A 22,881-nucleotide genomic window follows, 5' to 3' on the forward strand; every position below is an offset into this window, starting at 1 on the left:
TTAACCTTTAACAACAGCTAATGCTTGTATAAAATTTTGCGAATTACTTAGAAAAATAGATGCTAAGAACAAGCCTTGATCAAAAATTACTAAGTGCAGTCGTTGCACTCTCTCTGATGGCAGCTTGTGCTGTGCAAAAGGGTAATTCTAAAACAATACCAAGTTCTGAAATGCCGGAAACTTCATTTAGTACTAGTCAAATAGGTGATACCACTGCAAAAACACTCAAAAGTATTGAAAGCGTTTATACCTCTTTAGAACTTAAAGACTGCGAAGTCGTGGAAACCTATGAAGAAAGGGGCGGTCGTTTACTTCGCTGCAACGGCTATCAAGACATTTCTCTCTACGTCAAAGACCAAGGCGCTCGTTTCGATGTAAATGCTGGCGTACCTAGCTCCAAGTGGACAACAAAGGGGCTTGCTTACAATTCAATCGGCAAGACTGTAGAATGGCGCATTCACGACGGCAAACCAGTGGCTATAATATTGCGGTATAACTTCATGACAGATGGTATGAACCCAACCGGGTGGTCGGATCTAGCTGTCACCTCAGTTGGTCGCAAAGGTTCACCAGGATGCTTGATTGAATGGGTAAAAGCTGATGCAAAACCCAGTCAAAATAAAGCCGCACGACAGATCGCAGATAGACAAGCGGAAAACTTTGATTGTGATTCTGCTCAGTAGAATTACGAACAGGAGATGTTGAGAAACTCTAACATTACACTCAACATTTTCACTAACAAGCCAGATTTTTCCGGCTCAATTCCCAATTCCCTATTTCTCAAATATCATCAAATGTTGCTGCGGAAGTAATTCTTTAGTTTCTTTCCAAGTTAATCCTACAGCTTGCATTTCTTTTTTGACTTGCTTTTGAGTCATTTTATGCAAGCGTTTGATAGCAATAAAAGGATTTTCGCCGCGATATTCAACTAATACTGCTTGTCCACCTGGTTTGAGCGATTTTACAACCCCTTCCATAACTTCTTTAGGATACTCAAACTCGTGATAAGCATCCACCATTAATGCTAAATCAACGCTTTCTGCTGGTAAATTTGGATTTGTAGGGGTTGCTAAAACCGGCTCTACGTTATCAATTTTTGTTTCCTTTCTGAAAAAATCAATAATATCCAGCATTTCTGGTTGAATATCTACAGCAAACACCTTGCCATCCAACACTTTAGGAGCAATGCGAAAACTCATATAGCCAGTACCAGCACCAATATCTGCGACAACATCGGTATCTTCGAGTTCAAGAGCGCTGACAATTTTACTGGGTTGTTCCTGGGATTCACGAGTAGGTCTTTCTAACCACATCGCACCTTTATGTCCCATTACTTGAGAAATTTCTCTACCCATATAAACTTTTCCAATACCATCCGAACTAGCAATAGATTTCTGTTGGTAAACCTCAGTAGATGTGGCTGCAAATGCTGTATTGAAAGGATAAAATAGCAATCCTACTAACATTATAAAAATGATTCCAGCAGAACGTAAAAAATTTAATTGATGATTTATGTTCATTTTATTAAAAATGGGTATGTATAATAGGTTAAAAGTCAATGATTAGAGGTTAAAGGTGAAGAATTAATTCCTAACTCTTAATTTAAAATCTAAAATCTAAAATCTAAAATCTATTACACTCCTAACTCTTCATTCCTAACTTCTAACCTTTAACCTTTGACCTTTAACCTTTAACCTTTGACCTTTAACCTTTAACCTTTAACCTTCAACCTATCGTAAAAGGCTTGATTTCAGGATAATTCCATCGTTGCTCATAACGTTCGGCGACGAATGGTTTGACAACAAACTTAACAGGATTACCTGCTTTGACATCAATTCGTATTCCAGAGTAAGGAGAGCGTGCTAATGATTCGTAACCTTTACGACCGACAAAAAGCAAAGAATCCGCAACTTTACGGCTGGGTTTGTCAGGAATATAATCAAAAGTTTCCATTAATTCTGAGCCTGATTTCCTCTGGCGACGGGGATAATGACCGCTGCCTCCGCTGACAATACAGTTTAGATGCGAGTCTGCGTGTCCAGTGTCGGTTGTAACGAGATGTTCTAAACAGTGAGCATGTCCGTTTAAAATTAAGTCAACAATTGGACTTTTCTGATTCAAGTTCTCGATAGTTTGAGCAACTTCATCAAACACCCATCGCAGACGACGACGCACGGCTAAAGTTTGCGCTTGATTCCACTTATTTGCCTCTGTAACGTAGGGTGGGTGATGAAAATAAACGATGCGAGCGCGAACTTCCGAATTATTCCAAGATTCAATTAACCTTTGCTTGAACCATTCAAGTTGTTCAAAATCAACTTGGGGATGATGGGATGCGAGTTGTTTTTCGATATCAACTTTGATTTCGTTAATCTGGCTTAATCTGGCTTCGAGTGTATCGCTTTGTTCGGCATCTTTGGGATTATCGAGGTTTAGTTTTTCGTATTCTTCTAAAATCTGCTGTTCTTCTATATCTATTTCATCGCGACGCTGAGTTAAAGCTTTTCGGCGAATATCTCCTTGCGGTGTTTCCGGTATGGGTGAAGGGTCGTTAATAGTATTTGAATCGAGAGCAAAAAAGTCAATACCGCCGTAACGAAACGTATAATAACGATTTGGTAAGCGGGTAAAATGTCCCGGCTCGTAACGCAAACAGCGCCCGTTGTCGGTTTTTGCGGTGTAATGTTCGTCTAAATGAAACTCTAAATTTTGCTTGCGGTTGAACCGTGCTAAATAATCTAAAAATGCTTTTGCATAAGCATCACCTTGTTCTGAGCCATGCCAACCAATTTCAAAATCTTTATAACGCAATAATCGACGCAATTTCAGCGTGGGGCCTGTAAGTACTCGATACATCAAAGGTACATCATAATAATCGTGATTTCCCAAAGTTGTCAGAATCGGAGTATCAAACACCATATTGTCATAGGTGATGTTTTTAGGATTTTCACCACCTTTGATAAACTCGCGATAGGGTTCTATAAAATTTGATGGGTAATATTCGCGAGAACCAACAGTATAAATCACGTCGCCGGTATGCAAAACAAAACGGCATTCATGACGATGCTGAAGCATTAATTTAGCAATTTCTCGCTGGGGATGATATCCATATTGGCAAGTAGTACCAGTATCACCAATAACCATAAAAGAGAATTCTTCACTATCCTCCTTACCGTCATCGAGAACCATACTAGTTTGGTCAATTCCCCTTTGCACAATACTTTTATGCTGCCATCGTACCCGTTGCTTCATTTTCTCGATTTTTACGGGAATTGCCGGTTCCATTATCAAATCCATCGCTGATTACTCCGGGTAACGCACGCATCAGTATTGTAACTAATTGTTACGCTCTGGGGAAGTTTGAGTATGATTTATTTTTTGTAGTGCGAGTGCTAGCTTCCAATTCATATCTTCATCTTTTTACTGAAAAGCCACTACAATAACCTGAAAAACTTTAACCAAAATCAAGCAGATATTGTAAATTCAGTCATACATCATCTAGACGGGTGGAAATGGTTTTTTGCTGCTCGAAACAACATTGCTTATATCACCATTATCCCAACAATCATATTGGCTTATTTTGCAAGAAGAATTTGGATAACAAGAAAGTTAAGCTAGAGAGTGAGGAGTTAGGAGCAAGGAGTTAGGAGTTAATAATTATCCTAATGCCCAATGCCCCATGCCCCATACCTAATCTTTACCGATACCCCTGCGCTTGCAAGGAAAACAGCGTCGCATACCTTCCATTCGCTTTTAATAACTCTTCATGGGTTCCCGTCTCCAAGACTTCACCCTGCTCTATAACCACAATTTTGTCAGCCATTCGCACTGTAGAAAAACGGTGGGATATCAAAAACACCATTTTATCTTGAGTCAAATTACGAAAACGGTCAAAAATTTCGTATTCTGCTTGGGAGTCTATTGCTGATGTTGGCTCATCTAATACGAGAATATCGGCGTTTTTTCGCATAAAAGCCCGAGAAAGGGCAATTTTCTGCCATTGTCCGCCGGAAAGCTCTTGCCCTGACTTAAACCAACGTCCTAATTGAGTTGTGAAACCATCAGGCAATCTTTCGATAAAAGGTTGAGCCATTCCTTTTTCGGCAGCGATTTCCCATGCTGTTTCATCTTCCAATTTTTCCACATCACCAACACCAATATTTTCACCGACGGTAAATTGGTAGCGAACGAAATTCTGAAAAATTACTCCAATTCTTCGTCGCAATTCATCTAAATCCCACTCTTCTAAATTCAAGCCATCTAATAAAATTCTTCCCGATTCTGGAGTATAAAGTCGGGTGAGCAATTTAATTAAAGTCGTCTTTCCCGAACCATTCTCACCAACAATTGCTAGTTTTTCACCCGGTTTCAAATGCAGCGAAATATTTTTCAAAGCTGGTTTTGTACTTCCGGGATAAGTAAAAGAAACGTTTTCAAACCGAATTCCATCTTCTGGATTTGTACCTTTGGTTGCTCTACCGTATCTTTTCGGTACTTCTTCTTCTAAGAATTCGTAAAGGTTGGAAAGATATAGGTTATCTTCGTACATTCCCCCAATAGAAGTCAAAGCACTTGCAAAAGTAGTTTGTCCCTGACGGAATACGGTAAGATACATCGTCATATCTCCCAGAGAAATCCTACCGGCAACGGTTTCTAATACAATCCACGCATAAGCAACGTAGAAAGTTGCAGTACTCAACAAACCTAATAAATAACTCCAAAAACCCCGCTTGATTGTCAAATCCCTATCTTCACCGTAAAGTTGATGAAATAGGTTGCGATATCTTCCCAACAACATGTCACCAAGCTGATAGAGTTTTACTTCCTTGGCAAAATCTTCGCGAGCTACCAACGTCTCTAAATATCGCTGCTGTCGGGTTTCCGGGGCACGCCAGCGAAATAAACGAAAAGCTTGTCCCGCAAACCGAGTTTCGGCAACAAATGCAGGTATGGCGGCTAAAATCAGTATGGCTACAGCCCATGCAGAAAAGCTTATCAGCAAAGCGCCGTAGGTAAGCAGCGATAAACCACTTTGCACCAAACCAAAAGTACGATTAACTAAAGAAAGCGGACGACTAGAAGCTTCCCGTCGCGCATTTGTCATTTTGTCGTAAAATTCGGAATCTTCAAATTGACGCAATTCCAACGTCAGCGCTTTCTCGATAATCAGTACATTTACTCTTTGACCTAGTAATACTCTTAACAGCGACTGAGCAACGCTAAGTCCGCGCTGACTACCTGCAAGTAAAGCCACAGCAACAGCTTCTAATCCTACATACATCAAAGGAAAAGAAGTATTGAGATTATCTTGTAAAGATAAATTTCGGGTTTCAACAACAGCATCAACAATCAATTTACCGATGTAGGCAACAGCAGCCGGTAAAAGCCCCGCCACTAAAGTTAAAACTGCCAGAATAATCGTGAGAGTGCGATTAGTAGTCCAAACTAAATTTACAGCTCGTCCGCTGTAGCGAAATACAGCGAAAGATTGGCGTAAGTTGTTACGTAATTTGCTTATCCTCATTTTTCACTCTAACAATTAACATAACTCGCTAGCTATATAGTTAAGCCCGCTAGACTAACATATACCTAGCGAGTAACAATTAAAATGGGATGTAATTTAGATCCACTATATTTTTCAACTGATACCAATATTTCAATTTCATTCGATATGTGACTTTCCCGCGTATATCCCTTTCTGAATTTGCGGTGAAAAAATTAGCAATTATCGGGTCATCCCACCTACCATAACTACTAGATAAACTCTTATCAATTTCCTCGTAAAAGCTAAGAAACTGATATAGTTTACGGTAATGCTTTTGTGGTAGATTGCTTGCGGAGAATTTTTTCCTGTAATTAACGCTTAACTCATTGATATAAGAGGTTATGCGCGGGTTGTTCCAGTCCCAACCTAAGCTTTCTAGCTTGGAATCTACGGTATTAAAATCTATTGATGTTGGTTGCATTTTTTAATTTTCACCTAAAAAAAAACTACAAAAAAATGGCGATCGCCATTTTTACCGTTAACTATCACAAAGTGCTTTGACTAACTCCCGAAACAGCAATTTACCTGCTAGCGCAGCAGTTTTAGAACGTGCTAGCTGCACGGGTTTACCGCCTATTTTCATTTCATCTAAGTATTTACCGAGCTTTTGAGTAATTGTGTTTGTCCGGCGATGTCTTGGCTCAACCGCTGAAAATACCCACAGCCACCACATTTTTCTTGATAAAGAGCTTCCGGATTTAACTTTATCTTTCTTGCTATCCCCCGAATACTCTTGAGTAGGTGCTAGTCCAAGACTTTTTAAAAACCGGCGTTCGGAAAGATGTCTAGCTGTTGGCTTACCCGAAATTCTTCCTTTACGGATTTTGATAATCGGCTTATTATCTTCTAAATAACGGGTGAACGGATATATTTGAGTAATTATTAAGGCTTCTGTGCGATACCCAAAATTAAATAATTTAAAAGTTTTTCGGTATCGCACAAAGTCTTGATGAGCAATAATTTGTTTTAGTTGTTGCTCGAGGGAATATTCTTCTTTGTGAAATTCACATATCCGATGACTGTGGAGTTCTACGCTCTCTGTAATTCCAAGTCCTATTGAATCTTTATACAAGCGTTTGTATTTCGGACTTCTCCTTTCCCCGCACAACCATCCCCAAAGCAGGGGAGACAAAATAGTTTTTGATTCCGAACGAACGAATGCTACTTCTGGGAATTGCCAAGCTAAATCTTGACGGACGCGATTAATAATTGCAGTGCGGATGCGGTTTATGTGCTGTAACCTCAAAACAATTTGACGTAATTTAAAAGTTTTTGGGGAACGAATATTTATAAACTTAGTAGACTTGTCTAAATACTCAACTCCATAAGCAGCAAGCGCGAGAGCATCAGCATCATCATCTTTGTTTGGCAATTCTAAGTGCCTTTCCCGGTAATATCGCAATTTGGCGTGATCTACTAGTCTTGTCTCAACACCTGCATTCATTAAATGGTGAATCCAAATTAAAGAGTAATTAATCCCGGTTGGCTCAAGAACCGCAATGTCAGGTTTAAATGCCAGTAAAGCTGACAAACCTTTTTTATCAGCATTTAATTTTGCAAACGGGTATTCGTAGTAAAATTCATGGATGTCATTGGGTAAACCGTGCAGCAGACAGCATGAAACTGAGGACTTGCTTACATCAAGTCCCAAAATTCTTTTCATAGGTTGTAATCTTACGAACTAATGAAGGCCGCAGCCTAATGTACTCTCAAAGTAGAAGCTCATGAAAAATGTAAGGCAATAAGCCTATCTGAATATCTGAGCTTTGGTGCTAGAACGGTGAAACCATCCCGCGACTGTGGGATTTACCCACAGTTTCGGTTAGTGGTTAGCTAACCTCGTCAGGCGAGTTAAATACATTAAATTCAATCAAGAAAGTTACTGAATGTGCTTTTGTCAAAACGTAAACTACTCGTTCTTATCACCCAACTTCTTTTTTTTTGTGCCCTACAAGGGTGAATAGTAGAAGAAGTCAGCACCTGTAAATTTTCAAGTCTTAATGACAAGTATTCTAAAAATTCAACGAATTTTTTAGCGTCGTTTGCGGTTCCTGTTATGTTTAATTTAACTTCCACGATTGTCCTTTTTTATAATCGGTAAATTTTGCCAAGCCTAGTTTTCTTCCCTTTGCTATTCTTTTTAAATCATCGCTTCTAATACTCAACATCTGTTAATTTCATCAATCCATCGCAGTATTCTTCAAGAGAGTCATCACTACATTTATCGAGTTCATATTGTGCCTGCTGGAAAACATTCTTTCTATAAGCATCTTTTGACATGTTTGAATTCATTAAAACATGTGCATTACCTAAAGCCATAGTGAATGCTTTTTCTATCAAACCTAAATGCCTTTTATGAATCAAAATATAATCGCTATCGTCAGCTTTTTTGAATGCAGGCTTAGTTTTTTGATTCATTATCGAACATATCCTTTAAATCCAAAATTCCTGATTTACCTTGATTTTTTATCAACTGTTCAATAACAAAATCTAATTGCTGTTGTGACAATTCATGGACATGAGAATTAGCATAATGACTAAATTGCAGAGTAGTTTCTTGCATCTCGCTACCGCTACAAACAGCAAAGCTTTGAATAGCTAATCCCACGCAGTGAGACATTGCAACCAATGCTCTCTTATGAACCAATACATAATTCGGGTCATTGTCTGGGATTTTGTAGGATTCTTCTTTCATCTCTTTATATTGGGAATTCTAAATTTAATATTGTGTCTGGATTTAAGTTGGCTTCTCTACAGTAATCAATTATCTTTTTAAGAGACTCTGCACCGCGCTTTATTTCAGCATCTAGCTGTTTTTTTTCTTCTTTTAATTCAGCAATGTCTAACTGTAACCGTGTCCTTTTATCTTCCATCTCTAAAACGTGTAGTCCTAGTTTTGAATCTACTGTAGCTTGTGCAAAATCAAACCGTTCTAAGAAATTCTCATCTTCTTGAATTTCAAATTCTACACAACAACTTGCGTTACCTAAGCTTCTTGGCAACGTTCTTTCATATCTTATTTTTTTCCATCTAATTTCGTTCCGAATCACATCTAAATTCATTTACTCTCCTCATCCAAAGCATTAATATAATTACTGCAATGACCTAGCTTCATAGAAGCCTCTACAAACATCGGGTAAACTTGTGCGTTGGCTTCTTTGTTTAGCGCTTCTTGCTCTCCTATGATTTTTTTAATTTCTACTAGCTTTTCTATTGCACCATGCAATAACTCCCATACTTGCTGATAATCCCAACCTGGATCTGTATTTGACATAATCACTCCTTGAGTTAGACTTAACTGATTTCGTGCATAGTAAAAGGTAGATACACCCTGACGTAGCGTTTCTATACTTTAGAAGCGCTATTCTCTTTCTTTAAGTCTTCAGTTGAAAAAGCGATTTCAAGTATTGCGTTGGGTAATAACCCTTGCAAGACTTTGAAATGCCTTTCACATTCAGCGCGAGACTCTAGACGCGCTATACACATTTGATAACCGCCAGTAGATAGGCGTTTGAAAATACACCAATTAGCTTCACTTGCAAGTTGGTTCATAGTTAAAACTGTTTTTAAATTGTTAGGAAACGCGGGTTGTAGACAAAAACCCGCGCAAGTCGAAAAAGGATTAGTAGTGATTACAGATTTTAGTTATTTAAAAACACCTCCTCAGTTTGACGCTGCAAAAATTTGGGCTAGCTGTGGCGATTGCTAACCCGCCCTTCTAACTGTTCTCAAATAGCGCATTGGTGGGGTCTGGTAGACATAGCGCCATCAGTTAGAAGGATTATTTGATTGTTCAAAGATTCCACAAATCTTGGTTTGCGGAGTAGGTATCCCGTAGTTACTGGTGTGTCTCGCGAGTTTTAGGCGAGAGGGGAATTATTCATTTACAAAAATGAATTATAGGGATAATATTTCATATATAAAAATAAAAGTCAATACCTCATTTTTATATATGAGATAATCGGAGAGTAAAATGAGTGATTTTGGTTATGGCAAAAAGAGGAAGGCCCAAGTCCGGACGAAACGCGAAGACGGTGAGTCTAACGATTTCACCGGAGGCATGGGAGATGTTCAGACTCCAAGCTATGGAGCAAGGAATAACTCGTTCGGAGTTGTTAGAGAAAATTGCAAAAACACCGAATGTGATGAACAACCTATCAAACAAGAAACAGCTGGGGGAACTTTACGCCAGTTAGCTAATGAAGTTAGAGAGCAACTGGCATATCACGAGTCGCAGATTGAATTACAACGAAACCGTCTTAAAAGATTAGAAACCTTAATTCAAGAAGAAGATTTAGATAAACCGTCTTAGTAATGTACTAGGACGGTTTTTCATTATTCTTTTGATTTGGAACCCCAAACATAGAACAAAATCCCTGCACTACCAAGTAAGGGATTTTGTAGGGTACCAACTTGCAATTGGCTAATATTAACTAATAGAATTATGACACAAAGTAGAAACAAATCAATAAGCCAGTGGACATATAAACATGATGAATTCTGTTTACAAAATTCAATAAGTCCTGCCGCTAAACTCCTATGGCAATGGTTGATTAAAAAAGGATACATAGGGGAATCTGAACCGGACTTAAAAGATTTTAATAAATGGGTATCTAGGAACCGTAGTAAAGGCGCTTATTGCAGAAATACTTTAAAAGATGCTTTCAATAAACTCGTAGAATCTAGAGCTATCAACCTTGTCAAGAAATACACTTGGAATATTGTCAAAATAGTAACCAGACCAATTGAGTATCTGAAACCGAAAAAAAAGTTACAGAAGCGAAATATTTTTGACAGTTTAGATAGGTCAAAGCAGCGAAATTACGACAACGGGTTATCACAACAACAACATATAAGAATATTAGACAATCAAATTTTATTTTCTCAGTACGGTATCCACTTTGACGACACAGAAAAAGAAGTACTTGACCGTCCTAAAAATGAAATACTCCTTGCTATTGTCTGCTATCAACTGGCGGACGAAACAAGAATTACTCAGTGTACTGGCGTTGATGAAAACAACGAACCGTTAGAGATTTTAGAAGAGTTAAAAGCTGCTGAGGTTTTTAATTTACCCGTCTCAAATGGAATCTACAAAGGTGCTATTTACGCAATTTCAGAGCAAAGCTCAGTACTTAAATTCACCGAATATTCAAACTAGAATCGATGACTTTTCAAGACTTTCTTGTTGTATTTGCGGAAGTATTACTACCGTTAATACTTGCTTTTGTAGCGCGAAATACTGAAATTACAAAATCTAGCCTGACAGAGATTAAGGCACTAAAAAAACAAATCGAGAGCGATAAACACGAACAAACCCAATGGATTATTGAAGTCAGAGAATCGCTTAAGCGAAATGACTTTATGACCGAACGTAATTCAACTTTAATTGCGAAGCTAGTTGACCACTCTTTTTTGGGGAATAAAAATGAAAATCAGTAGTATTATTGAATGGCTTAAAATTTTGGTTGCAACTAGCGAGCAAGTTGCCGAAATTATTGAAGCGTCTAGCATTCCACCTGAAGAGCAGAATGCTGTACGCAACAGCGTTTCTACTGCACTAGAAAAGCTTAATTACGCAAACAGTAAAGTTGATGTTGAGCCTACATGCAATAGCTAAATAGTTATCTAACCATCAACACTAAATTTATTATCTTCCTCATGCTGCTACCGGTACGCCTCCCGGTAGTTTTCTTGGTTGGAATGCCACAGTACATTTATATTCTAAGCTGCCGCTGGCAAAAAACATGCGTATCTTCCGAGCATCTATAAGTAATTTAAAAACCCGCACGTTTTAAGATGCGGGTTTTTTTGCGTTTTTTTTGGGGTATGCTGCGGTATAACAATGAAGTGTTTGTATTACTCATGAACACAATCATAGCTAGTTTTAGTATTTTGTCAACTTTGAGCCTTATTAGTTCTGAATATAGCGCGAAATTAGTGGCGATCGCCGAGGAAAGTGTATAAAGTATTAATATATTTATTCAGTTACGGTAATCAAATTACTTTTATGATTGCGTAGACAAAAACGCTATATAGCAATGCAAGGCGCAAAATACTGAAATAGCAAAAATATTTTTACATAGATACCATGATAGATTAAGTACTTTTTCTGAATCTGAATCAATCAAACAAAAAAATAATTTAATTTAAATCTATAAATCTACCACAATAAATGAAATCATCACCTATCGTAATTTGTACTAAAAGCCTTAATAATATTAAATATAATAGCGTTATCAACTGGACTCTGCTTGAAGATTTTAATGTTGTATATGAATCACGTTGTCCAGAAAAAAATATTTATCACAAACAAGAAATGTGTTTTGACAATTTGCCAATACAGATAAAAATAATGATAGCTAAGCAAGCAATAAAGAGTCCTTTTCTAAAAACTTTAGAATCGAAAGAACAATTAAAATTAGTGCTGTTTGCTGTCAAGGAATCGACTATCAACTCATGGTTATAGCTATAAGTAAAATCCTATGCTATTAGCTACAAAAATAGTCTAATTAACTATAAAAATAAATGTTAGCAGCAGTAAATTACTTACTAAATTTGCAATCAATACTTTATAGGCTGTAGTGAAATATGACTAAAAATAAGCATCGGGCTTAATTAATGTGCTTATACTTATCTTGATGAAAATAACACGAATCTAGCCGCAATTGCCAAAAAATAACAATAGAGGATTTACATAAAAATTTTACAAGTCACAATATTGCCACCCTTTAGATTGTAATATATTAATTAGTTATCATTAAATTATATATTCTCCTAGCTCTATGAAATTACCATTAAACATTAAATCATTACCTGTTGTCACTTGTGCTAAAGACCTAACGAATCTCAAGTATGGAACGATTAGTAAATGGATGCTGTATGAAAATTTTACAGTTAACTATGAATGGTCTTGTCCTGAGAAAAAGAAATCTCGCAGGCAAGAAATTGATTTTGAAAATTTACCACTAGAAATACAAATTATGATAGCGAAACAAGCTATTAAAAATCCTACTTTGAAGAATTTGGAATCCGATAAACAGTTGTTTTTAGTTCATCTTGCTGTCTTAAATAATTCATAAGCTAATAGTAAGTTATCTCTGAAACTTTTAGTTAAAACAAGGTCGTAGATAATAGAAAGTAGAAAGTAGGGGGAGTATTTTGCAACTGTTTTAAATTCTGTTAAATAGGTTCAATTGTGGCAATTTTATTTAATCAATCTAAGCAAGTTTCGATTCATTTTTTGCTCTGTTTTTCAAAAATAGCTTTTTTCGCACTCCATAAACTGATAGCTAAAAGTCCGAAAATTATTTTTGGTTCGGGTACAGAAGCAATTCGACGATATTGGATGGGAGTATTTACTATTAAGTCACCTTGAGAATTAAAAATTTGATCCAAGGCATCAATGCTATTTTCTCTAATAGTTACCTGAGAAACAACTTTACCACCAGAACTTGTTGGACAGCCATCGGGAGCATTGTTTCCAGTATAAAAGTTGGGTTCGTAAGTAATTTCTAAGTCGCAGCTGACTGGAATGAGGTTGGTGACGTACTCCACACACTCCCCTTCGGGTGAGTGTGGGCTTCTCAGAGACTCTAGGCAACCCTAGACATAAACTGAGCTTGTTTATACAGGTCGTGCGCCCCACGATTCCTGATGTTAATTGCGGCATTTTGGTCACGGCAAATAGAAGTATGACAAACCGGGCAATTATGCATTCTTTGAGACAAAGGTTTCTTTACTTTGTGACCACAATTTGAACACTCTTGAGAAGTACCATGAGGCAATACTTTTATTACCACCAAACCAGCATTTTCGGCTTTGTTTGTAAGTATTGAAATGAATTGTCCCCAACCTGCGTCATGAATACTTTTAGCAAGTCTAGTCCTAGCCAGACCTTTTATATTTAACTTTTCAACCGCTACTACATCATAATTTTTAAGTAGTCGATTAGCTATTTTAAAATGAAAATCTTTCCTTGTATCAGCAATCTTTTTATGCTGTTTACTTAATTTTCGTATAGCTTTTTTACGTCTATTAGAACCTTTTTTGCGGCGAGAAACGCGCTTTTGAGCTTTACATAATTTACGTTCTGCTTTACGTAAATATTTTGGTGCTGCAACTCTTTCGTTATTAGACGTAACAATAAAGTCTATTAATCCGGCATCAATCCCAACAATATTATCCCGGTTAAAGTCAGGTTTAATTGTTGGTACTGTCTTATCATCAAGGCTCAAAGTTACATAATAACCATCCGCTTTCTTCGTGACGGATACAGTTTTTATTGTGAAACCGTCTGGAATAGGACGATGTACGATTACTTTTACATCACCAATTTTTGAAAGCTTTATCACTTTATTTGAGAAATGATGTTGCTTGAACTGCTGATAAGTAAAAGTCTTATATTGACCTTCGCCCTTAAATCTCGGCCGTCCCGATTTTTTACCGCGAAGTCTGCCGGACAGAGTACTCTTTCCGGCGAGCTTCGCGTTAGCATCACCTTTCAACCATCTATCAAAAGCTTTTTCAACTCTTTTCGGAACTTCCTGTAATACTTGGGAATGAATATCTTTGTACCAAGGATGTTCTTTTTAAGTTGTGTTAAAGATGCTTTTTGATTGTAATAATTTGGTTGCTCTATTAATTCAGGCAGGTAGCAAACCAAGGAACATCTATCAATTGAACAACGGTTCTGTTCATACCAGTTAAATCTTTGAGCCAACAAAAAATTGTATTGATAACGCAACATATTTAATGTATTGTCAATTTTTTCTGCTTGTTGATTTGTTGGCTTAATTTTGAATTGGTAAGAAGTTTTCATTGATTTATTCCTTGGTTCGACCTATAACTATAATAACATAAACATACAGCCATTGTACAGACTGATGAGTAAAAAAGATTAGACGTAAGAATGAGTGAGCGCAGATTAAATAAGTTAAAGCTATACGCGGCAAGCAAGGATAAAACCATGACCGCAATTCTTGAAGATTTGATTGACTCGTTGCCATCCGAAGAAATTGATAAAAGTCTCGCTGTCCTAAAAAGCTCGTCAACAAGTTGACATTGCTTTTAGGACGCAAAACTTTTATCCTCGGATTCATCTCACCGCCTCACTTCGTGTAGGCGGGAGGCTTCTCCGGTTCCAAGCTAAAATTAACAATACGTTCGGATTTAGGACGGTTACATATCCCGCTTAAAAACTCTGGATTAATAACGCTACGAACGCCGAGGTTAACTATATCATTTCCTTGACTAAAAGAATAAAAACTATTGCGTTCAAAAACATTACTTTGCTGTTGTAAGTAAAGATTTTGTGTATTTGCAGCTTGATTTCCACCAGCTAATTCTACGCTACAGGTAGACAAGTCAATTAAGGGTACCCTGGGATTATTAGCTACCTGTGTGGAATTGTCAAAGTTTCCAGTAAACCACCGTGTTACTTCATTTACTTGTGTCTCAATTGGTGGAGCAATACTAGCAGCAGCACGATTTGAATTAGCAAATGTAAATCCTGAAAGTACAACTGTTAAAGCATACACTTTGAATTTATTCATCATTTTCCAAGATAATTTTACTTTAGATAGATTTTTTAATTGCTCATTTTAGTTATGAGTAAATTTATAATGTAATTTCCAATTAAGCAATATTTCGGAGACGTTAAGCATAATATCTTAATTGATTTTCTAGGATTATTTACTAAAATTTTACATTGCTTTGTAGAAATACTGATAATGAAGCACAAGGAGGTTCATCTACTAGAAAATATCAATATTTAAACTTGCATTTATCTCTGTTTTTGCAGGTATTTTTGATTAAATACATAATTATTAACGCATCAAAAGTAAAGGAATACTTAATATCCCTAGCAGCATTACAATAGTGCTTAAAAACCAAATTAATACACGACTTGGTCGGTAATCGGCTCGTTCAATTTGTCGAAATACTCGATTATAACGCCAAGCCGCTAAAGCAATAACTATAATGCCAATAATTACCAAGCATAATCCTAAATTTTCGGAATTAAATATAGAATTATTTTTGACTGTTTGACTAGCAGTTGTGGTTTGTAGTTGGCGTAAAAATAAACTAAATCTAGCAATAGCTAAGCCAAAACCAATTAAAGAAATTGATGTCCGTAACCAAGCTAGAAAAGTACGCTCGTTAGCTAGATGTTCTCTAAGGCGACTGTCCCTATTTTTGTTCGCCATTAATAAGTATAAATAACAGAATATTTGATAATTTTACATTGATAAGGATGTTAAATTTCATGTGGTATAGTCAATAGCGGTTTAATTTCTGCAACAATGATTTTATAAAAAATTATCAATGAACAATTAACAATAAAGAACTAGTTGATAATTGATGAACCACACCCTGCGGGTGAAAATTTATCGCTGATGATGGATTATGTTTATTCGTAAAACTTTATCTCTACCAGATATTCAACTGTCTTACTTAGAATGGAATCAAGGAAAAGAACCTTTATTATTACTCCACGGTTTAGCTGACAATGCCCTTATTTGGTCTAATTTGGGCGATTATTTAGCCGCAGATTATCATATAATTGCTCCAGATATGCGCGGTCATGGTGAAAGTAGCAAACCAGAAAATGATTATACATTTAGTAGCACTATCAGAGATTTAGAAGCTTTGATGGATAGTTTGGGATGGAAAAACGCTCATATTATCGGACATTCTTGGAGTGGTAAGTTAGCTTGTATTTGGGCAACCAAGAATCCCCAACGTTTGAAAAGTATGGTGTTGGTAGATCCAATTTTTATTTGGAAAATGCCCGATTTTTTCAAATTTTCTTTTCCAATTTTATACCGCGTTCTACCCTTTCTTAAAGGCATGGGACCTTTTGAAAGTTATGACTCAGCAGAAAAACAAGCACGTCAGTTAAGTCAATATCAAGATTGGACTCCTTTACAGCAAAAAGTCTTTCAAAACAGCATCGAACAAAAAGCTGATGGTAATTGGGGAAGTAAATTTACCATAGCCGCACGAGACGGTATTTTTGACGAAGTTATGCAGGTACCAGGTTTAACGGAGTCAGTGAATATTCCTACTCTTTTCGTACAGCCAGAAAAAGGAGTAAACCGGCAAGATTGGCAACTAAAACCTTACAAAACCTATTTAAAAAACTTACAGATATCTCAATTACCGGGAAATCATTGGTGTTTTATGACGGAACCAGAAGCGTTTAATAAGAAGGTAGGGAAATTTTTAAATCAGTGAACAGCGAACAGTGAACAGTGAACAGCGAACAGTTATCAATTGTATTAGTTCAAGATAATAGTGATTATTCGATACTATTAATTGTAGGTAATTTTTTTCAATTAAAATCTGTTATTAAATTATAATTACAGCTTTAAAACTTGCAAAAAATGCTAAATAATTACTGTTCACTGATAACTGTTCACTGTTAACTGATTACGCTCCCATTCCGGAATATTTTTTCAACCCTTGTCTCCACATAATTCGATTAATTCCTAGAAATAAGATAAACCAACCTGTTGTTGATAAAAAACCTCTTGCAATATCTGTTGGTAAGCCCACTAAAATACTGACGGGGAAGTTAATTAAATAAGGAAATGGTGTTAATAATACTATCTGCCTTACCTGTTCGGGAAATACTTCTAATGGTGCTATAGTTCCCGACAAAAATAGATAGAATAAAAACCAAAAATCGTGCAAGGCATAGGCTCTTTCCGTCCAAAATGCGAACATTGCAAAGGTATATTGAATCACGAAGCGCAGAGCAAAAGCCATTGCCGAAGCCAAGAAAAATAATATTATTTGTACGAAACTTGGTACCCAAACAGCCTGGGGATAAAGTGCGAAAAACAAAATTATCAAAAATATGGCAAAGGGTATACGAGCAACTCTTTCTGAAAGGTGAGAAGATACATGATACCATACCGGGTCTAAAGGCTGTAGCAAACGCGGTGAAAGTTTCCCTTCTACGACTTCTCTTTCAAATTCCCAAATTACCCATACAACTGTTAATTGTCTGACTAAAAACACCGCTAGAAAATAACGAGCAAAATCTGTTGAAGATAAACCAAATTTTCCTCCTTCCGCTGCTTCCGTCCAAACTCCCATCATAATTATCGGCAGGGAACCCGTTAAAACCCATAATATTAATTCGGCGCGGTATTCTACCATGTAGGCGTAGTATACCGTGAGTAGGGTGACAGCTTTTCTGATTATACGTTTCATAAATTTGTTATTTGTTAGTTGTTAGTATTTTATAAGAAAGAAGCAAAATTTTAAAAATTAAATCAGCAAATTATTCTTTATTCTCTGCTTGCTAATCCCACTTCAATTAATAGTTATTAATCTTATTTACTTTACAAACACTTTCTTAAAACTTACCCTTTTCATTACTATTCATTTCTAAATTCTTTATATAAATTAAGTAAAAACTCTGAAGATAAGAATAATCTCTCAACGCAAAATATACTAATAGGCGAAATTAATTAGGTGTATCCGAAATTTTAAGTACAGGGTTTTCAACGCCACTTCTATCATCTCATCATTTTCCTCATTAGTAGCATTTATAAAAACCTGTATTAATTATGAATTCAATAAATAATATGATGCACTCTCAAGCTCATATGAATCACTCGGATAATCCGGTGAAGCAAAAAGAGCATATGGATTTGGTGAATCTATCGCAAAGGTTGAATAATCCTGTTGTTGCCATTAATAATGGTTCCTGGTTTGATTCCAATACTTGGGAAAATAGTAAGATTCCCGAAAGCGGTGATGATGTAGTTATTTCCGAAGGGGTAACGGTAACCTACGATAATGCAAGTGATACTCGTTTAAATGTGATGCGGGTAGATGGAAAACTACAATTTGCATCCAATCAAAATACAAAATTAGTTATAGATAGTATTTTTGTTTCTAAAGAAGCTGAATTATCTATCGGTACTAAAGATAATCCAATTCAAGCTGATAAAACTGCACAAATAATTTTTACTAGCGATACACCCATAGATACAAATTGGGATGTCAAACAACTAAGTCGGGGTTTGGTAAGTCACGGTAAAGTTGATATTTTCGGTACTGAAAAAACCGATTTTCTGACTCTTCAAAATGATGTTTTTGCCGGTACAAATCAATTAATTTTAAAAAACGTTCCTGAAGGCTGGCAAGTTGGCGATACAATCGTCGTCGGCGGTACTCAATACGATTACGATGGTAAGGATGAAGATAATTCTCGCTTCCAAGATGAAGTTTTAACTATTACAGAAATTAACGGCAATATAGTTAAATTCACTAATAATGATATTACTTCGGGAGATAATACTGTACTGCGGTTTGACCACAAAAGACCGGATATTGCCGAAAAAGACCAGTTAAATTTATACGTGGCAAATACTAGCCGTAACGTCAGCTTTGCAACCGAAAATGCCGATAGGGTACCCCTCAATCAACGCGCTCATGTCATGTTTATGCATAACACTGACGTGCGGGTATACAACGCGGGGTTTTATGGTTTGGGGCGTACCGATAAGTCTATACCAGTAGATGATATCGGACGAAATCTAGATGGTAGTGTCGGTAACGGTACCAATATTCGCAGTAGATACGCGCTACACTTTCACCGCGCAGGCTCCGAAGATATCAACGGTATGGCTGCTATTGCTAAGGGTAATGCCATCGTTGATTCTCCCGGTTGGGGAATTGTCCATCACGACAGTCACGCAATTATTGAAGATAACGTTGTTTTTGATGTTGTTGGCTCTGGTATTATTACTGAGTCTGGTAACGAAATTGGTGCTTGGCGAAACAATATTACTATTAAGACTGTAGGTTTTTCTGGCGACAGAAATGCCTTAGATCCAGATTCCCCCAGAGTACTAAACTTCGATTTTGGCTTTGATGGTGAGGGCTACTGGGTTCAAGGTGCTGCTGCGATCGCAATCGAAGATAACGTTGCGATTAGTGCGGCTGGTGGTGGTATCAATATATACGGCGGTAATGACGGGGGAGAATCGGTTAGGGATAAGAAGTTTATTGATGTCAAAAATTTACCCGATTATCTAAAGAATATTGCTAAAGGTACCGATGATGAAACAAAAGTCGATGTTGGTGCGGTACCGTTTCAATTATCTGGTTTTGAAAGTTATAATTCCCGAGATGGGATTTTTTCTTGGGGAAAAGTACGCAACGATGACGGACAATTAGATTCAAATTTTGATTCTGAAGGTTTAAAAAGACCTGCTCATGAATATATTTCAACTCTAGAAGATTTTAAGTTATGGAATATTTATGAAAAAGGAATTGTCCTATTTTATAATAACAATTTTGAATTTAAAGACGGTTTAATTGTCGGTGACAGTACGGATATAAATGACCGTCACGGACTGGGGATATTTACAAATCATGCTTCAAAAGAAGAGATATTTGATAACTTAAAAATCAAAAGATTTGAAGACGGTTTGACAGTACCCTTTGATGCTGGAAAAGACTTTATTGCTTCCGAATTGAAAAATAGTAGTTTTTCAGAAATAGATAATGTATTTGTTTCAACAGAACCCCCGAAACCAGAAGATAACTTTTTAGAAGAAATAGAAGATTTTCCCAGCTATTTTGAAATTAATAATACTGAATTTGAACCAGTCGTAGGTAATTTAGCTCCAACAGCAACTTTTCAAACTCAAGCAATTGGAGGTTATGCAATACAGCTTGATGCAAGTGCTTCCTTCGATGAAGATACCGATGCAAAATTTAAAAATCAACCCAGCAAAGGAATTGTTGCTTATGGTTGGGATTTGAATAATGACGGAGATATTGATAAATTTGGTCGTAAAATCAATCATTATTTTGACAAAGCTGGTTTGCAAGATATTACTTTAAAAGTTTGGGATAACCAAGGTACAGCTAATACTATTACTCAAGCTATTAATATCCAACAAACAGCTTACAAAAATCCTTTAATTAACGGTGATTTTAGTTCTAATCAGTTGGGAGAAGACTATAAAGCTAATAGTACCGCTGCCAATCAAGGTTGGTTTGCAACTCCAGGAACAAAACATAATTCTGATAGAGGTGGTTCGGTTGTTTTATCTGGAGAATTTAGTGCGGGATTATCGCAGATTATTTACGATAATCAAATTACCAGAGGATTGCAAACCCTTAGTTTCAATTTTAAAAATATTGAAGGAAGTTCCGAACCGTTACAGGAAAATCAAATTTTAGTAACTGTTTACGGCGTAAATGGAGAGTTTGAAAATGACTTATATTCTGGTGAAGGACCAACTCAAGTTGGTGTTTTGCCAATGGATAGCTTTAAATTATTAGAAGAAGACTTTGGAGGTTCCGATTACGATTGGAAAGAAATTACACGAGATATCGATTTAGGAACCGGTTACGACTATTTAATGTTCCAAATTAACACCAAAGAAGCAAATCAATCCGGAGATTTGATTGCCATAGATGATGTCGCAATAATCGGTGAAGGTTTACCAATAGTCACCCCCGAAGACATAATTGTACCCGAATTAATACAAGAACTACCAGAAATTGAAATTCCAACCATCGACATACCAGAAATTGAAAATCCCCAAACTTTAGGAACAAATCCTTTAGAAATTGAAAATTCCGGAATATATACTCTACCCGAAGGCAAAAACCTTAAATTCAATCTCGATAACATCTCAACTGAAAATGTTAGCGAAATTGGTATATTTATAGTTGATGACCAAAACGGAAATATTAACGGCATCGCTCCAAATTCTCCAGATTATCTGCAAGCTGCTTTATCGCGATCGCAAGTAATTTTCTCTACAATTTCCAACTCACCCAACGGATTCAACCCTACAAATATTAAACGTATCCTCGAACTTGATTCTCAAAGACAATTTGGTTTCTACACAATCCCCAACGGAAGCAGAGATACAGCGATTACAGAGATAAGAGAAAGCGGCAAAACAAACTTAACCGTATTATTTTCCAACTCTTCTCAAATACAGGTAAGCAATTTCAATCAACAAGGTTTTTCCTTAGAATTATCAGCAATATCATTAAACGTACAGTTTGCAGAAGATACTTCAGTAACAGGAACAAAACTGCAAACACAAACAGAACTAATCGATTTAAGGGATGAAACTGTTGAAATATCAGTTAATATCGACGTATACCGAGAAGCAGAATACGACAATATAATCGGCTTTTATCAAATCGCTGACGCAGAAGGCGGAATCGATATTACTGGAGACGGTATTGCAGACATCAATGTTGGGGAACAGGGATATAGGCAAGCAGCTTTAGACAATAGAATTACCAGTATTGATTTACTTCAAACCGAGAATCAGCAAACCGCATCCTACGACGGAATATTACAAGGTGGAAGCCTGATATCTTCATTTATGATTGTCGATGCAGGTTTACAGGAAGCAATCAACGGTGAAGCAGAAGTTTTATTCTCGCAATTAGGAGCAAATACCGATAACGTAGATAGCGTGAGGATTTTGGGTGATAACATCTTCGGTTTTGAAGATTCGGGAAATACCGGGGATTTTGATTACAACGATATGATTGTGAAGATTGATTTTGGGGTTTGAATTTGAGGAAGCCCTCACTCTAGAAGAGTGGGGCTATCGGAACAAAGCCCACCTTCGTGGGCTTAAGAAATTAATTAGCCCACGCAGGTGGGCTTCGTAAGTGTAGCCGCACCCATAAGCGGGTGACGGCGGTGAGCTACATTTCCCACTCCGAAATCAAAGTTTCTTGTCTGTGATGTGTAGCTTGGTTTTCGATATAATTCGTTACTGCTTCAATACCATTACGACTAACAGTAAACGCACCGTAAGCACCTTGCCATTTAAAAAAGCTATCCGGTTTAACTTCATGAGTAATAAGATGAGAAGAACTTCCTTTTACCTTTCCAATTAATTCAGATATTGTTAAACTAGGCGGAAAATTTGTGAGCAGATGTACGTGATTTGCAATACCTCCGACAGCAATTACAGTGCATCCTAAATCTCTACATTGTTTCGCAATAGCAGCATAAATAATATCTTGAATATCTTCTGTTACTAAGGGTAATCTATCCCAGGTTGCCCAAACAGAATGTAAATATAATTGAGTAAAATTTCTCGACATTTTTTATATTAAACGGATTAAAAGCGAATAATTCTATATTTCCCTTATTTAATGCTTAAATAACATTTCGATAATAGAACCATCACCCCACAGAAGGCTTCACAATCGCCCTCAGCCTAGAAGGCTGGGGCTATCGAAACAAAGCCCACCTTCGTGGGCTTAAAAAATTAATTAGCCCACGAAGGTGGGCTTCGTAAATGTAGCCGCACCCTTCTAGG

The 22,881-nt window shown here is 36.8% G+C and carries 24 protein-coding genes and 1 pseudogene; 10 read left to right on the forward strand and 15 right to left on the reverse strand.

Going from position 1 to position 22,881, the window contains the following annotated elements; translation table 11 throughout:
* The first annotated feature begins 59 nt into the window (after nt 1–59).
* On the forward strand, nt 60–683 hold the full coding sequence (locus RIV7116_RS33775) for a hypothetical protein (protein WP_015118203.1): 624 nt from the start codon (nt 60–62) through the stop codon (nt 681–683).
* A 90-nt stretch (nt 684–773) separates the two neighbouring features.
* Here RIV7116_RS33775 and RIV7116_RS10125 read toward each other — a convergent pair whose 3' ends face one another.
* From RIV7116_RS10125 to RIV7116_RS10170, 9 genes are all read right to left on the reverse strand, one after another.
* Entirely contained in the window at nt 774–1,466 is a 693-nt protein-coding gene (locus tag RIV7116_RS10125; protein ID WP_371261640.1) for a class I SAM-dependent methyltransferase, read from the reverse strand.
* 259 nt (nt 1,467–1,725) lie between these two features.
* A complete protein-coding gene (locus tag RIV7116_RS10130) occupies nt 1,726–3,297 on the reverse strand; it encodes a metallophosphoesterase (RefSeq protein WP_015118205.1) in 1,572 nt (523 codons plus the stop codon).
* Between the two features lie 400 nt (nt 3,298–3,697).
* On the reverse strand, nt 3,698–5,524 hold the full coding sequence (locus tag RIV7116_RS10135) for an ABC transporter ATP-binding protein (RefSeq protein WP_015118206.1): 1,827 nt from the start codon (nt 5,522–5,524) through the stop codon (nt 3,698–3,700).
* A 499-nt stretch (nt 5,525–6,023) separates the two neighbouring features.
* Nucleotides 6,024–7,208: a transposase gene (locus RIV7116_RS10145; RefSeq protein ID WP_015118208.1), complete on the reverse strand. Its 1,185-nt coding sequence runs from the start codon at nt 7,206–7,208 to the stop codon at nt 6,024–6,026.
* Nucleotides 7,209–7,699: 491 nt separating this feature from the next.
* Nucleotides 7,700–7,963: a hypothetical protein gene (locus RIV7116_RS10150; RefSeq protein WP_015118210.1), complete on the reverse strand. Its 264-nt coding sequence runs from the start codon at nt 7,961–7,963 to the stop codon at nt 7,700–7,702.
* Nucleotides 7,947–8,240 carry a hypothetical protein gene (locus RIV7116_RS10155; RefSeq protein WP_015118211.1) on the reverse strand — a complete coding sequence of 98 codons (294 nt, stop codon included), beginning with the start codon at nt 8,238–8,240 and terminating at the stop codon, nt 7,947–7,949. The genes RIV7116_RS10150 and RIV7116_RS10155 overlap by 17 nt, the downstream gene beginning before the upstream one ends.
* Before the next feature lie 4 nt (nt 8,241–8,244).
* A complete protein-coding gene (locus tag RIV7116_RS10160; protein ID WP_015118212.1) occupies nt 8,245–8,607 on the reverse strand; it encodes a hypothetical protein in 363 nt (120 codons plus the stop codon).
* A complete protein-coding gene (locus RIV7116_RS10165; protein WP_015118213.1) occupies nt 8,604–8,819 on the reverse strand; it encodes a hypothetical protein in 216 nt (71 codons plus the stop codon). Before RIV7116_RS10165 ends, RIV7116_RS10160 begins: the two co-directional genes overlap by 4 nt.
* 71 nt (nt 8,820–8,890) lie before the next feature.
* Nucleotides 8,891–9,097 (reverse strand): hypothetical protein, encoded by a 207-nt coding sequence (locus tag RIV7116_RS10170; protein ID WP_015118214.1) that lies wholly within the window; start codon nt 9,095–9,097, stop codon nt 8,891–8,893.
* 508 nt (nt 9,098–9,605) lie between these two features.
* Between RIV7116_RS10170 and RIV7116_RS10175 the strand changes: the two genes are divergently transcribed.
* The 6 genes from RIV7116_RS10175 to RIV7116_RS10200 all read left to right on the forward strand — a co-directional run bounded on the left by RIV7116_RS10175 (nt 9,606) and on the right by RIV7116_RS10200 (nt 12,627).
* Complete coding sequence (locus tag RIV7116_RS10175) at nt 9,606–9,857, forward strand: hypothetical protein (RefSeq protein ID WP_157229273.1); 252 nt, start codon at nt 9,606–9,608, stop codon at nt 9,855–9,857.
* 132 nt (nt 9,858–9,989) lie between these two features.
* Complete coding sequence (locus tag RIV7116_RS10180; protein ID WP_015118216.1) at nt 9,990–10,706, forward strand: hypothetical protein; 717 nt, start codon at nt 9,990–9,992, stop codon at nt 10,704–10,706.
* A gap of 5 nt (nt 10,707–10,711) precedes the next feature.
* Nucleotides 10,712–10,987: a hypothetical protein gene (locus tag RIV7116_RS10185; RefSeq protein WP_015118217.1), complete on the forward strand. Its 276-nt coding sequence runs from the start codon at nt 10,712–10,714 to the stop codon at nt 10,985–10,987.
* The gene (locus tag RIV7116_RS10190) at nt 10,974–11,165 is read left to right on the forward strand and encodes a hypothetical protein (RefSeq protein ID WP_015118218.1); all 192 of its coding nucleotides are present in this window, start codon (nt 10,974–10,976) and stop codon (nt 11,163–11,165) included. Before RIV7116_RS10185 ends, RIV7116_RS10190 begins: the two co-directional genes overlap by 14 nt.
* Before the next feature lie 555 nt (nt 11,166–11,720).
* The gene (locus tag RIV7116_RS10195; protein WP_015118220.1) at nt 11,721–12,014 is read left to right on the forward strand and encodes a hypothetical protein; all 294 of its coding nucleotides are present in this window, start codon (nt 11,721–11,723) and stop codon (nt 12,012–12,014) included.
* Nucleotides 12,015–12,330: 316 nt separating this feature from the next.
* On the forward strand, nt 12,331–12,627 hold the full coding sequence (locus RIV7116_RS10200; protein ID WP_015118221.1) for a hypothetical protein: 297 nt from the start codon (nt 12,331–12,333) through the stop codon (nt 12,625–12,627).
* 154 nt (nt 12,628–12,781) lie between these two features.
* On the opposite strand, the gene RIV7116_RS10205 is transcribed toward RIV7116_RS10200, so the two are convergent.
* The gene (locus RIV7116_RS10205; protein ID WP_015118222.1) at nt 12,782–13,102 is read right to left on the reverse strand and encodes a hypothetical protein; all 321 of its coding nucleotides are present in this window, start codon (nt 13,100–13,102) and stop codon (nt 12,782–12,784) included.
* A pseudogene (locus RIV7116_RS10210) lies at nt 12,987–14,366 on the reverse strand (RNA-guided endonuclease InsQ/TnpB family protein). The gene RIV7116_RS10205 and the pseudogene RIV7116_RS10210 overlap by 116 nt, the downstream one beginning before the upstream one ends.
* A 90-nt stretch (nt 14,367–14,456) precedes the next feature.
* Between RIV7116_RS10210 and RIV7116_RS36400 the strand changes: the two are divergent.
* Nucleotides 14,457–14,606, forward strand: a complete 150-nt coding sequence (locus tag RIV7116_RS36400) for a hypothetical protein (RefSeq protein WP_198287585.1) — start codon at nt 14,457–14,459, stop codon at nt 14,604–14,606.
* Nucleotides 14,607–14,655: 49 nt separating this feature from the next.
* Here RIV7116_RS36400 and RIV7116_RS10215 read toward each other — a convergent pair whose 3' ends face one another.
* Both RIV7116_RS10215 and RIV7116_RS10220 read right to left on the reverse strand, forming a co-directional pair.
* Entirely contained in the window at nt 14,656–15,102 is a 447-nt protein-coding gene (locus RIV7116_RS10215) for a CpcT/CpeT family chromophore lyase (RefSeq protein ID WP_083894056.1), read from the reverse strand.
* 270 nt (nt 15,103–15,372) lie between these two features.
* The gene (locus RIV7116_RS10220; protein WP_015118225.1) at nt 15,373–15,753 is read right to left on the reverse strand and encodes a YidH family protein; all 381 of its coding nucleotides are present in this window, start codon (nt 15,751–15,753) and stop codon (nt 15,373–15,375) included.
* 199 nt (nt 15,754–15,952) lie between these two features.
* Between RIV7116_RS10220 and RIV7116_RS10225 the strand changes: the two genes are divergently transcribed.
* Entirely contained in the window at nt 15,953–16,783 is an 831-nt protein-coding gene (locus RIV7116_RS10225; protein ID WP_015118226.1) for an alpha/beta fold hydrolase, read from the forward strand.
* 195 nt (nt 16,784–16,978) lie between these two features.
* Here RIV7116_RS10225 and RIV7116_RS10230 read toward each other — a convergent pair whose 3' ends face one another.
* Nucleotides 16,979–17,767, reverse strand: a complete 789-nt coding sequence (locus tag RIV7116_RS10230) for an ABC-2 family transporter protein (RefSeq protein ID WP_015118227.1) — start codon at nt 17,765–17,767, stop codon at nt 16,979–16,981.
* A 359-nt stretch (nt 17,768–18,126) separates the two neighbouring features.
* On the opposite strand from RIV7116_RS10230, the gene RIV7116_RS33780 reads away from it, so the two are divergent.
* The gene (locus tag RIV7116_RS33780; protein WP_015118228.1) at nt 18,127–22,122 is read left to right on the forward strand and encodes a G8 domain-containing protein; all 3,996 of its coding nucleotides are present in this window, start codon (nt 18,127–18,129) and stop codon (nt 22,120–22,122) included.
* Between the two features lie 136 nt (nt 22,123–22,258).
* Here the strand turns inward: RIV7116_RS33780 and tnpA are convergent, their stop codons facing one another.
* A complete protein-coding gene (gene tnpA, locus RIV7116_RS10240) occupies nt 22,259–22,663 on the reverse strand; it encodes an IS200/IS605 family transposase (protein WP_015118229.1) in 405 nt (134 codons plus the stop codon).
* Between the last annotated feature and the right edge of the window lie 218 nt (nt 22,664–22,881).

It is taken from the genome of Rivularia sp. PCC 7116, from assembly GCF_000316665.1.
Lineage (GTDB): Bacteria > Cyanobacteriota > Cyanobacteriia > Cyanobacteriales > Nostocaceae > Rivularia.